Source organism: Phytoactinopolyspora mesophila (assembly GCF_010122465.1).
Lineage (GTDB): Bacteria > Actinomycetota > Actinomycetes > Jiangellales > Jiangellaceae > Phytoactinopolyspora > Phytoactinopolyspora mesophila.
The window spans coordinates 770,809-781,750 of the sequence record NZ_WLZY01000002.1; the positions used below are offsets into that span (position 1 = coordinate 770,809).

A 10,942-nucleotide genomic window follows, 5' to 3' on the forward strand; every position below is an offset into this window, starting at 1 on the left:
CCAAGGGGGACTCGCGCAAAGTAATACCCACTGAGTCTGTAGGAATAGTGGGAAGAGGTCGACTTGCAGATCCTCGTCATGCTGGGCCTGGTGGGCTTCGGCGCCCAGATGGTCGACGGAAGCCTCGGGATGGGATTCGGCGCAACCTCGACGACACTATTGCTGGCCATGGGCACATCCCCGGCGTTGGCATCGGCCACGGTGCACCTGACCCAAATCGGCACGACGCTGGCCTCTGGGCTTTCGCACTGGCGATTCGGCAATCTTGACTGGCGGGTGGTGCGCCGGATCGGTATACCCGGTGGGATCGGCGCGTTTGTCGGCGCCACGTTCCTATCCAGCCTGTCGACCGCCGCCGCCACCCCGTTGATGGCCGGTGTGCTGTTCGTTCTCGGTCTCTACATCCTGATCCGTTTCACCGCGGCCGGCGTCCCGGTGGCCAACCTCGGCAAGCCGCTCAGGAACAGATTCCTGGCTCCGCTGGGCCTTGTGGCGGGTTTCGTCAACGCGACCGCAGGCGGAGGATGGGGCCCGATCAGCACGTCGACGTTGCTCGCCAGCGGCCGGATCGAGCCTCGCAAGGTGGTCGGCTCGGTGGGTACCAGCGAGTTCATGGTGGCCACGAGCGCCAGTGCCGGCTTCCTTCTTGGCCTCGGGTTTTCTGGCGTCGAGTTCAGCTGGGTCGCCTTGATGCTGGTTGGCGGAGTGACCGCGGCGCCCATCGCGGCGTGGCTGGTCCGCCACATCCCGCCGCGGATCCTGGGCTCGGCTGTGGGTGGGCTCATTGTCCTGCTGAACTCGCGCACGCTCTTGTCCGAGCATGCGTTCGACGCCTCGAGCGACGTCCGCAGCTCGGTGTACGTAGTGGTGATGGTCGTGTGGGCAGCCGCTGTGGTTCATGTAGTCCGGGTGCATCGCCGGCAACTCGGGCAAGAGTTGGTGGGTACGGGGTCCCGCTGAGGCGGCGCCGTTTCGGTTCCGTCCAGCCTCTCGAGTCCTATCGGACGACGAGTGCTCAGAACGGGGCTGGGGTCGCCACTTCGGCGTTGCGTCGGTCCATGACCGGCGCGAGCCTTCGGATTGCCGAGGCCAGTTCGCGGATGTCCGCGCCACCGAGCGCCTGCGGGCCGTCGCACAGCGCCGATTCGGGGTCGGGGTGAACATCGATGAGGATGCCATCGGCGCCCGCTGCCAGCGCCGCGCGTGACAACGGAAGCACTAGATCACGACGGCCGCTGGCATGCGCGGGGTCGACGATGATCGGCAGGTGCGACAGGCTTTGCACCATCGGGACAGCCGAGATGTCCAGGGTGGCCGGTGTTGCGGGCTCGAACGTGCGGATGCCGCGCTCACACAGGACGATGTCGAGGTTGCCGCGCTGTGCGATGTACTCGGCGGCCATCAGCCATTCTTCGATAGTTGCCTGTATGCCGCGTTTGAGCAGCACGGGCTTCGGGAGCCGGCCGACGGCGTCCAGGAGAGCATAGTTCTGCATGTTGCGGGCCCCGACCTGGAGCATGTCGGCATAACCGGCAACCAGTTCGACGTCGCCGACCTCGGTGACCTCGGTGACAACAGGCAGGCCGGTGGCGTGGCCGGCCTCTGCCAGGATCTGCAATCCGGCTTCGCCCAGACCTTCGAACGCCAGCGTAGAGGAGTGGCGCCGGAACGCACCGCCACGTAACAGTGTGGCACCGGCGGCCCGAGCCATCTCGGCGGCCTCGAACGTCTGCTCGAGCGATTCCACCGCGCATGGACCCGCTAGCAGCGTGAAGACACCAGGGCCGATCGGCACCCCGGGCCGGGTGTCGGTTCGGCCGACGAACACGGTGCTGCGCCCAGGAGGTCGGGCCAGCCCGACCAGCTTGTACGGCGTCGAGACCCGGATCACGTCGGCCACCCCTGCCATTCGGCGCAGATTGAGAGCGCGGAATCGGTCGACGTCGCCGACGAGGCCGATGATGGTGCGATGCACGCCGCGGCTGACGAAGGCTTCCCCGCCCGTCTGGCGTACTCGCGAGATGACCGCTTCGATGTGCGCATCGGTTGCATCGGGTGTCATCACGACAACCATCTCCGGGACTCCTTCCGCCGACAACGACGGTAAAGCAGGTGATCCGTAAACCAGACCTCAAGTCCGGCCAGTAAGACGATTGGTCACAGCTCGGTCACTATTGGTGTCAAGGGGGTGGAATGGGGTTCGGCTAGTGCGAGACACGGGCCGCTGACGTCGGTCGATCGGGTGTTCGTGAATTCTTCGTAGGTAACCGGCGCATTGATACCGCCATGTGACCGAAAACCAGGATCTGTGGCGGTGGTGGTGCCGAAATGGCAAGCTGGGCGTCATGAAGGTCGCCTCGATGACGACGCTCGTCGCGGTGGTGGGCGCCATGGCCATGGCCGCGTGCAGCTCGCCTGACGACACCGGGCCGGAGCCTGACAGCGCAACCATCGAGCCGGGGCCTCCCGTCGACACCGAGCCGGCCGAGGATCCGGAGGCGCCTTGGGTTCGGCTCGACGCCGCGCCGTCCAGCCGAACGGAGGTTGCGGCAGCGACCCTGGGAACCCAGATCTACGTCGTCGGGGGGTTCGGCCCGGACGGTTCCACGGTGTCCACCGTGGAGATCCTCGACACTGAAACCGGTGAGTGGTCCGAAGGCCCGGAGTTGCCGGTCGGGCTCAACCACGCCATGGCGGTGTCAGCCGCCGGCACTATTTTCGTCATCGGAGGATACGGCGGGTTTGTGACCGACATCAGCATGGAGGTATACCGGCTTGAGGACGACACGTGGCAGGCGATGGCCCCGATGCCGGAAGGTCGCGCGGCAGCCGCGGTCGCCGCGGTAGACGACACCGTCTATGTCGCAGGCGGGATGGGGGCCGATGAAGGACACAGCCACTCTCTCGTCGAAGACGACATGCTGGTGTACGACGCCGCGGCAGACACCTGGTCGACCACCACCGGCCTGCCGACGCCGCGTGAGCATGTGGCCGGCGCGGCGGTCGACGGGCTCGTCTACGTGATGGGCGGGCGAGAGGGCGCGGAGAACCTCGACACCGCGGAGGTGTACGACCCCGCGGCGGACACGTGGTCTTCGTTGGCTGCGATGCCCACCGCCCGTTCCGGCCTGGGCGTGGCCGCAGCCTGTGAACAGCACGTCATCGTCGTGGGTGGAGAGAGAATCATCGAGGGCGAGGCCGGCGTCTACGACGAAGTAGAAGCGTACGACGTCGAATCAGGCACCTGGCAAACGTTGCCGCCGTTGCCGACGGCCCGCCACGGACTCGGCGTGGAGGCGGTGGGCGCCGGGTTGTACGTGTTGTCCGGAGGACCGAGTCCGGGCATTGTGGTCAGTGCCGCCGCGGAGGTGCTTGACCTCTCTGATCTGGACGGTTGTTCCTGACGCTTGCACGGAACGCCCCGGGAGCCTCACGGCGACGATCGCCGGAGGCTGCGCAGCAAAGCCATGTCCTCGCGGTAGGCCTCTGGACCGTCGGGGGTCTCCAGGACGACGGGAAGGCCCGCGACCGCGGGATGCCTGAGCAGTTCCCGGAAGGCCTCGGCACCGATGTGGCCGGCCCCGATGCGTTCGTGCCGGTCGCGGAACGCTCCACAGACGTCCTTCGAATCGTTCGCGTGCACAGCAGCGAGCCGGCCTGGGCCGGCCACTTCCACGAGTGCGTCGAGGGTAGCCGTCATCCCGCCCGGAGTGGCCAGATCATGCCCGGCGGCGAAGAAATGACAGGTGTCGAAGCAGATCTTCGCCCGGGGATGATAATCGAGCACGTCGAGGTACCGGCCTAGATCGTCGACGGTGGCGCACAACGACCGGCCCTGACCGGCAGTCGGCTCCAGCATCAGTGCGGGCGCGTCGTCATCCAGGGCATCGAGTACCGGAAGCAAGGCATCACGAACCTGTTTCATCGCGACGTCGTCACTGCCCTCGGCCACACACGAGCCGGTGTGGACGACGACACCGGTCGCGCCGATCTCGTTCCCCCGCAGCAGCGCATGCTCGACGCTCACGCGCGAGCGCTCGTACGTTTCGGGCGTAGGGCTGCCCAGATTGATCAGGTACGGCGCGTGCACCAGCACCGGCATCGAAAGCTGGGCGGCGGCCTCGCGGAACGCGGCGTCGGTTTCGGGCACACCAGGTGTCCTGGCCCATCCTCGCGGATTCCCCAGGAAGACTTGAACGCTCTCCGCGCCCAGCTCGTGGGCCCGTATGGGCACGGTGGCGAGCTTTCCCGCGGCGGGGAGGTGGGTACCGACGAGAGGCGGGCTTGCGTTGGGCGGCATGTCAGAACTGGATGATGTAGAGCGTGACGGTGGACCCCTCGGGAACCCTGGACCCGGGCTCAGGGCTCTGCGACAGGACGCGCTGGCGCCGTAGGCGCCCGCCGTCTCCGAAGTCTGGCTCCACCTGGTACTCGAAACCGGCGTCCTCAAGGATCTTCGCCGCCTCGCGCACCCGTTCGCCGACGACGCTCGGCACCTCGACTTCGACTACTTCCGGGCCCTTGGAGACCACAAGCGAGATCGTGTCGTTCTCGAAACCGGTGCCGCTGGGCGGGTCCTGGGAAATCACCACGCCCGGCGCGACGCTCTCGGAGTGCTCTTCGTCCACGTCCACGTTGAACCCGGCATCCGCGAGCGCCTCGCGCGCATCTTCAGCCGGCTGGCCGGTGAAATCGGTGATGTCGATCGGTTCCGGGCCGAGGCTGATGGCGACGCTGACCTCGGTTTCCGGCCGGACCTCGTCGCCGGCATCGATGTCCTGCGAGATCACCCGGCCTTCCTCGACCTCGCCGTGGTGGCGCTCGGTGAAGTCCGGGATGAGGTTGCGGTCGGTCAGCGCCGTTTCCGCCTGCTCCCTGGTCATGCCCTGCACGTCCGGCACCTCGTAGCGTTCCGGCCCTTGCGAGATAATCAACCTGATCGTGCCACCGCGGAGAATCTGCTCGCCCGGGCCCGGCTCGGTCTGCAGCACGAGTCCGGCCTCAACGCGCTCGGAGAACCCTTCGCCGTCGGCCGTGGCACTCAGACCGGCTTCTTCGGCAACCGTCATGGCCGCATCCGGCTCGAGGTTGAGCAGGGATGGCGTCGACGTCCAGCGGCCGGCGCCGAACCACCACGCACCGACCGTCACGGCCGCGGCGAGGACGAGTACGAGGATGAACATGACCGGCCCGCGCCAGCGACGGCGCTGCTGAGCCTGGGTGCGCCGGCCGGCTCTTCCAGCGCCCGCGTGTCCGGTCGACACGTCCGTGCCGGAGTTCTCGGCCGACTGGCCCGCATGGCTCGTGTCCGGCTGGGTGCTGATGACCCTGGTCCGATTCGGATTGGGGGGCGGCGGAGGGGGTGGCAGGGCCGGGGCCTCGTGGTAGAAGGCTGTCGCGACGTCTAGGGGGTTGCTGGCGTTTGTCTCGTCGCCGGCGGCAGCCGGTTCCGCCGCGCCAGGTGCCGCTGCGTCGTACCCGTGGTAGAACGAGTCGGCGAGTTCGATGGCGCCGGCCGCGGGGTCGTCGTCGGCCGTATCGCCCGCAGCGTGGCCCGCGGCCGGAGGTGGTGGCGGGACCTGGACGCCCTGCGGATCCGACATCAACGCCGGCGGTGTCTGCGACGCATGACGCGCACCCGGGGCCTCACCACTGGCGATGGCGGCCCGGGCCAGGCGCACCGCGGCGAGGAAACTGCCCGCGTCGGCGTAGCGAAGCTCTGGCCGTCGCGCCGTGGCCGTCCGGACGAGATCGTCGACAGCTGGCGGAACGTCGCTGACCACCTCCGACGGCGGCGGCACGTCCTCGTCGATGTGTGCGCGAACGATCACGAAGTCGGTCGGGCCCGAGTGCGGGGGCCGGCCGGTCAGCAGCTCGAAAAGCATGACGCCGGCCGCGTACACGTCGGAGCGCGGGGTGGCCCGTTCTCCGAGGGCTTGCTCAGGCGAGATGTAGTTCACGGTGCCGAGCAGCAGGCCGCGGGCCGTCGTGTTGCCCTGGCTGCGGGTGGCCCGGGCCAAGCCGAAGTCGGTGACCTTCACCCGGCCGTCATCGCTGATGAGCACGTTCTCCGGCTTGACGTCGCGGTGGACGATGTCGGCGTCATGAGCAGCGCGAAGCGCGGAAAGCACGGCTTCGTAGATCTCCAGGCAGAGATCGGCATCGAGCCGGCGATACTCGCGCAGGACGTCCCGGAGCGTGCGGCCCTTGACGAACTCCATCGCCAGGAAGACGGCGCCCTCGTCCTCGCCCTGATCGAACACACTGACGATGTGCGGGTCGGATAATCGGGCGACCGACCTGGCCTCGCTGATGAACCGGCTGACGAACTCGTCGTCGGCGGCCAGCTCCGCGTGCATGACCTTCAGCGCCACTACACGGTCCAGCCGGGTGTCCGTGCCGCGATATACCGTCGCCATTCCGCCGCGGGCAAGCAACGACTCGACGCGGTAGCGTCGGTCGAGAAGACGCCCTACGGGTGCGTCGGAGACTGAGAGGTCCACGACAAGGGAGTGTACGTACGTTGGCCGGCTGGTGGGTTGCCGACACCATGTCTGGCCGACAGTTCGGGAGGTTCGGTGCTTAAGGGACGATCATCTTGGCGCCGGGGGCGGGTTTCACCACCGGTTCTGGCATCTGAGCCGCAACCAGGCTATGGTCGCGGCCCGTGATTTCGGAAACCGGCAAGACAGTGCCGCCCTCGTCGTTCCCCGGCGACGACGGCTCGGCTGACCCGAGCCTGGCCGCGGCATTATCGGCATATGAAAGCGGAGAAGGCGGACCAGCCGACGTGCTGGCCGCCCTGGCAGGTGGGCGTGTGCTGGTTCCGGTGGTGGCTTCGGCCGACGAGATGGGCGACGACGTCGCCGTCCCCACCGGTGCGGTGCGCGGTGAGAAGTCATCCAGCATGGCAACGGTCAGCATGATCGGCCGCGACGGCCGGCGCGGTTTGCTGGTCTTCACGTCGCTGGAGAGTCTGCACCGGTGGAATCCAGACGCGCGTCCGGTGCCGGTACCTACCCGGGCGGCGGCTGAGGCGGCGCTGGCAGACGGCGCCGACGCGCTCGTCATCGACGTGGCCGGGCCCGTCCTGTTCTCGGTGGACGCGACCGGCTTGCGGGCGCTGGCTTCGGGCTGGCGCTCCGTCGCAGCATGGGGCGGTGATTGACGCCGGCCGCGCCCGGTGGACAAAGGTGCCGACGTCAGCCGTAGACAGGTCCGGTGAACTTCTCGCCGGGGCCTTCGCCGGCGGCGTCCGGGATCAGCGACGCCTCGCGGAAGGCGAGCTGCAGACTCTTGAGGCCGTCTCGCAACGGCGCGGCATGGTGATGTCCCAGGTGCGGGGCGGCAGCGGTGAGCAGGCCGGCGAGCGCATCGATCAGCGTGCGCGCCTCGTCCAGATCGCGGTGTTCGGGCAGGTCATCGGCGAGGCCGAGGTGAACGGCCGAAGCGCTCAGCAAGTGCACCGCGGCGGTCGAAACGACCTCGACGGCCGGAACCTCGGCGATGTCACGGCCGGCCTCGTCGGCGAGCTGCTCTTGGGTCCTGGGGGACTCGTCGGGTGGTCCGGAGCCGGAATGGGATCTGGTCGTCACTCGTGCTACTCTGTCACACTGACCGGTTCACCCGAACGAGGCCTTCATCGCGAGTCCTCGGCAAGGTGGAACGCAAGCGGAGAACCTCCCACCCGCCATGGCCGTCCAGGCCATCGGGTTTCAGGTCTGGGCATTCAAGTAGTGCCCATAGTGGCGCCCGACGTGACTGCGTCGTCGTCATGCCGGAGGCCTCCGCTGTGCGCAGTGGGGGCCATTTTTCTTGGTCGTCGCCGCGCTACGTCAACCCAGTGGAACTCAGGCACCTCAGGAGGACGGCATCAGCGTCGAGCCCCGTATCAATGACCGGATCCGGGTACCGGAAGTCCGGCTCGTCGGCCCCAATGGAGAGCAGGTCGGCATCGTACGTATCGAAGACGCTTTGCGTCTCGCTGCGGAGGCTGAACTCGACCTGGTTGAGGTCGCGCCGAGCGCCCGGCCGCCAGTGGCCAAGCTCATGGACTACGGCAAGTACAAGTACGAGTCCGCGATGAAAGCGCGCGAGGCTCGTAGAAACCAGTCGCATGTCCTGATCAAGGAGCAGAAGCTCCGGCCGAAGATCGACACACATGACTACGAGACCAAGAAGCGCAACGTCGAGCGCTTTCTTGCCGAAGGCGACAAGGTCAAGGTCACGATCATGTTCCGTGGCCGGGAGCAGTCCCGTCCTGAGCTCGGCTTCCGGTTGCTGCAGCGGCTGGCATCCGACGTCGAGGAGCTCGGCTTCGTCGAGTCTTCGCCGAAGCAAGACGGCCGGAACATGGTGATGGTCCTGGGGCCGCACAAGAAGAAGGCGGACGCCAAAGCCGAACGCGAAGCGGTCAAGGCTGAGCGGCAGGCCCAGCGCCAGGCCGACGAAGAGGCTGAGAGAGCTGAACGTGCCGCGGGCCGGGCAGCGGCGGAGAAAGAACGTTCCGACCGACCGGCTCGTGAACAGCCCACCGCCGAGAACGAAGAGTAGAGGAGCACGGCACCATGCCGAAGAACAAGACACACAGCGGTGCGCGCAAGCGGTTCCGTGTCACTGGCACCGGGAAGATCCGGCGTCAGCGCGCCAACCGGCGGCACTACCTCGAGCACAAGAGCACCTCCCTTACTCGTCGGCTCGACGGCACCACCGAGGTCGCCAAGGCCGACGAGAAGCGGGTCAAGAAGCTGCTCGGTAAGTGAATCTCGTCAGCCAGGAATGTCGATGACCGTCCCGGTCTCGCGTAGGTAGAGGCCGGGCCAAGCAAGGAGAATCAGTGGCACGCGTGAAGCGGGCGGTCAACGCCCACAAGAAACGCCGGGAGACCCTCGAGAAGGCCAGCGGTTACCGGGGGCAGCGCTCTCGTATGTACCGCAAGGCCAAGGAGCAGGTCACCCACTCCCTGGTGTACGCCTACCGGGACCGCAAGCAGCGCAAGGGCGACTTCCGGCAGCTGTGGATCACCAGGATCAATGCCGCCGCCCGCGCGGAAGGCTTGACCTACAACCGTTTCATCCAGGGGCTGCGCCTGGCCGAGGTCGACGTCGATCGTAAGATCCTCGCGGATCTCGCGGTGAACGACCCCGCGGCCTTCAAGGCTCTGGTCGAGACCGCCCGGGCCGCTCTTCCGGCGGACCGGAACGCTCCCGCCGCCTGAACGCGCAGTATCGATCCGCTGCGTCCGACGGCGCGATGCCGCTGATGGTCGGATTTGTGGTGCGAGGGGCCTGCTGGAAGACCGGCAGGCCCTCTTTCATGCCGCCACCGCAAGCCGCTCCTCGCTAAATGATCATGTTTGGTGGGTTTACCCGTGCTCTACCATGCCTGCAGGCCTGTTGATCCACGGGTAAACCCACCAAACATGATCATTTAGCTAGAGCCGGAGAGAAGGGGCGAGCGGTGCTCACACAGCGCTCCGAGCGGGTACGGCAGGCACGTAAGCTCACTCGCCGGGCAGGCCGGGAGAAGACCGGACAGTTTCTCGCCGAAGGAGCGCAAGCGGTTCGTGAGGCGGTGCGAGCCGGCTCCGACCGCGTCATCGAGGTCTTCGTCACGCCGGCTGCGAAGGCACGTCACGCCGACATCGTCGATACAGCCGAGAGTGCTGGCGTCGGCGTTCATCTGGCCGACGACGACGCCCTGGCCGGCCTCTCCGAGACAGTCACGCCGCAGGGAATCGTGGCCGTGTGCCGTTCGCTTGCCGCCTCCGTCGATGATGTGCCGTGGCTTGGACCGCCCGGCGCGCCAGGGGGGCGGCCGTCGTCGCCAGGATTGCTGGTCGCCGTGCTGGTCGAGGCGCAGGATCCGGGCAACGCAGGTACGGTGATCCGTTGCGCGGACGCGGCCGGAGCCGCGGCAGTGGTACTGACCTCCGGCTCGGTCGATCCGCAGTCGGGCAAGGCAGTGCGCGCCTCGGCCGGCAGTTTGTTCCATCTGCCCGTCGTGACCGGGGCGACCGCCGCGGTGGTCATTGACCGGCTGCGAGATGGCGGGTACACGGTGCTGGCCGCCGACGGCACAGGCGTTCAGGACCTCGATGACGCCGAAGCCGCCGGTCTCCTCTCGCGACCGACGGCATGGCTCTTCGGCAACGAGGCGCGCGGGCTGTCCGACGATGTCCTCGAACTGGCCGACCACGTGGTTCGCGTGCCGATCTATGGCCAGGCCGAGAGCCTCAACCTGGCGACGGCCGCTGCCGTCTGCCTTTATGCGTCCGCCCGCGCCCAACGCTAGGCGATTCGCCCCGCCAAGTTCGGGGCTCCGGCAGATGGAGTCTCTCCTCGCCCAGCAGACTCGGTCGGAGAGGGGCTTCGCCCATCGGCCTCCCTCGCTGATGCCCACCACGCCATGGAGAGACTCCATCTGCCGGAACCCCTAGTGCAACCCCTAGGCTGGCCGGATGCCGAACATTGCCACGAACACAACGGTTGATCTCGACGGCTTGCTGGACTTCATCAGGCCTCGTCACCATGCGATCCTGCTCACCGTCCGGGCCGACGGCACGCCGCAGGCCTCGCCGGTGACGTGCGGCGTGGACGACGCCGGCCGGATCGTCGTCTCGACGTATCCGGACCGGGCCAAGGCGGTGAACGCCCGGCGCACACCGCGGGCGAGCGTCGTCGTTCTGTCCGATGACTTCGGTGGCGCGTGGGTACAGATCGATGGAGCCGCCGAGGTGCTCGACATGCCCGACGCTCTGGAGCCGCTGGTCGAGTACTTCCGCAACATCTCCGGCGAGCATCCGGACTGGGACGAGTACCGCGAGGCCATGCGGCGACAGGACAAGTCGTTGATCAGAGTCATTCCGAAGCGTTGGGGCCCGATCGCTACGGGAGGTTTCCCCGCTCACCTCGCGGGTTGATCCGCCGCAGGCCGGAAGTGT

The 10,942-nt window shown here is 67.4% G+C and carries 12 protein-coding genes; 8 read left to right on the top strand and 4 right to left on the bottom strand.

Going from position 1 to position 10,942, the window contains the following annotated elements; translation table 11 throughout:
* The first annotated feature begins 63 nt into the window (after window positions 1-63).
* Window positions 64-960 carry a sulfite exporter TauE/SafE family protein gene (locus tag F7O44_RS09620; protein ID WP_162449972.1) on the top strand — a complete coding sequence of 299 codons (897 nt, stop codon included), beginning with the start codon at window positions 64-66 and terminating at the stop codon, window positions 958-960.
* A gap of 55 nt (window positions 961-1,015) precedes the next feature.
* On the opposite strand, the gene aroF is transcribed toward F7O44_RS09620, so the two are convergent.
* A complete protein-coding gene (gene aroF / locus F7O44_RS09625) occupies window positions 1,016-2,074 on the bottom strand; it encodes a 3-deoxy-7-phosphoheptulonate synthase (RefSeq protein ID WP_162449973.1) in 1,059 nt (352 codons plus the stop codon).
* 286 nt (window positions 2,075-2,360) lie between these two features.
* Between aroF and F7O44_RS09630 the strand changes: the two genes are divergently transcribed.
* Window positions 2,361-3,404 carry a Kelch repeat-containing protein gene (locus tag F7O44_RS09630; protein WP_162449974.1) on the top strand — a complete coding sequence of 348 codons (1,044 nt, stop codon included), beginning with the start codon at window positions 2,361-2,363 and terminating at the stop codon, window positions 3,402-3,404.
* Between the two features lie 26 nt (window positions 3,405-3,430).
* Here the strand turns inward: F7O44_RS09630 and F7O44_RS09635 are convergent, their stop codons facing one another.
* Window positions 3,431-4,300 (bottom strand): deoxyribonuclease IV, encoded by an 870-nt coding sequence (locus tag F7O44_RS09635; protein WP_162449975.1) that lies wholly within the window; start codon window positions 4,298-4,300, stop codon window positions 3,431-3,433.
* 1 nt (window position 4,301) lies between these two features.
* Complete coding sequence (locus F7O44_RS31715; RefSeq protein WP_162449976.1) at window positions 4,302-6,503, bottom strand: PASTA domain-containing protein; 2,202 nt, start codon at window positions 6,501-6,503, stop codon at window positions 4,302-4,304.
* Window positions 6,504-6,667: 164 nt separating this feature from the next.
* Here F7O44_RS31715 and F7O44_RS09645 point away from each other — a divergent pair, with 164 nt between their 5' ends.
* Window positions 6,668-7,168: an SseB family protein gene (locus F7O44_RS09645; protein ID WP_162449977.1), complete on the top strand. Its 501-nt coding sequence runs from the start codon at window positions 6,668-6,670 to the stop codon at window positions 7,166-7,168.
* A gap of 34 nt (window positions 7,169-7,202) precedes the next feature.
* Here the strand turns inward: F7O44_RS09645 and F7O44_RS09650 are convergent, their stop codons facing one another.
* Entirely contained in the window at window positions 7,203-7,508 is a 306-nt protein-coding gene (locus F7O44_RS09650) for a DUF1844 domain-containing protein (protein WP_162450097.1), read from the bottom strand.
* Between the two features lie 307 nt (window positions 7,509-7,815).
* On the opposite strand from F7O44_RS09650, the gene infC reads away from it, so the two are divergent.
* The 5 genes from infC to F7O44_RS09675 all read left to right on the top strand — a co-directional run bounded on the left by infC (window position 7,816) and on the right by F7O44_RS09675 (window position 10,921).
* Window positions 7,816-8,553 carry a translation initiation factor IF-3 gene (gene infC, locus F7O44_RS09655; RefSeq protein WP_187361179.1) on the top strand — a complete coding sequence of 246 codons (738 nt, stop codon included), beginning with the start codon at window positions 7,816-7,818 and terminating at the stop codon, window positions 8,551-8,553.
* Between the two features lie 14 nt (window positions 8,554-8,567).
* Window positions 8,568-8,762, top strand: coding sequence for a 50S ribosomal protein L35 (rpmI, locus tag F7O44_RS09660; RefSeq protein WP_162449978.1), 195 nt, complete (start codon window positions 8,568-8,570; stop codon window positions 8,760-8,762).
* A gap of 74 nt (window positions 8,763-8,836) precedes the next feature.
* Window positions 8,837-9,217: a 50S ribosomal protein L20 gene (gene rplT, locus F7O44_RS09665; protein WP_162449979.1), complete on the top strand. Its 381-nt coding sequence runs from the start codon at window positions 8,837-8,839 to the stop codon at window positions 9,215-9,217.
* A gap of 242 nt (window positions 9,218-9,459) precedes the next feature.
* Window positions 9,460-10,293 carry a TrmH family RNA methyltransferase gene (locus F7O44_RS31720; protein WP_162449980.1) on the top strand — a complete coding sequence of 278 codons (834 nt, stop codon included), beginning with the start codon at window positions 9,460-9,462 and terminating at the stop codon, window positions 10,291-10,293.
* Window positions 10,294-10,459: 166 nt separating this feature from the next.
* Window positions 10,460-10,921, top strand: a complete 462-nt coding sequence (locus F7O44_RS09675; RefSeq protein WP_162449981.1) for a PPOX class F420-dependent oxidoreductase — start codon at window positions 10,460-10,462, stop codon at window positions 10,919-10,921.
* Window positions 10,922-10,942 lie beyond the last annotated feature (21 nt).

Coding starts and splice junctions, on each gene's coding strand:
- aroF (WP_162449973.1), bottom strand. CDS start 2,074: ATGGTTGTCGTGATGACACCCGATGCAACCGATGCGCACATCGAAGCG.
- F7O44_RS09630 (WP_162449974.1), top strand. CDS start 2,361: ATGACGACGCTCGTCGCGGTGGTGGGCGCCATGGCCATGGCCGCGTGC.
- F7O44_RS09635 (WP_162449975.1), bottom strand. CDS start 4,300: ATGCCGCCCAACGCAAGCCCGCCTCTCGTCGGTACCCACCTCCCCGCC.
- rpmI (WP_162449978.1), top strand. CDS start 8,568: ATGCCGAAGAACAAGACACACAGCGGTGCGCGCAAGCGGTTCCGTGTC.
- F7O44_RS09675 (WP_162449981.1), top strand. CDS start 10,460: ATGCCGAACATTGCCACGAACACAACGGTTGATCTCGACGGCTTGCTG.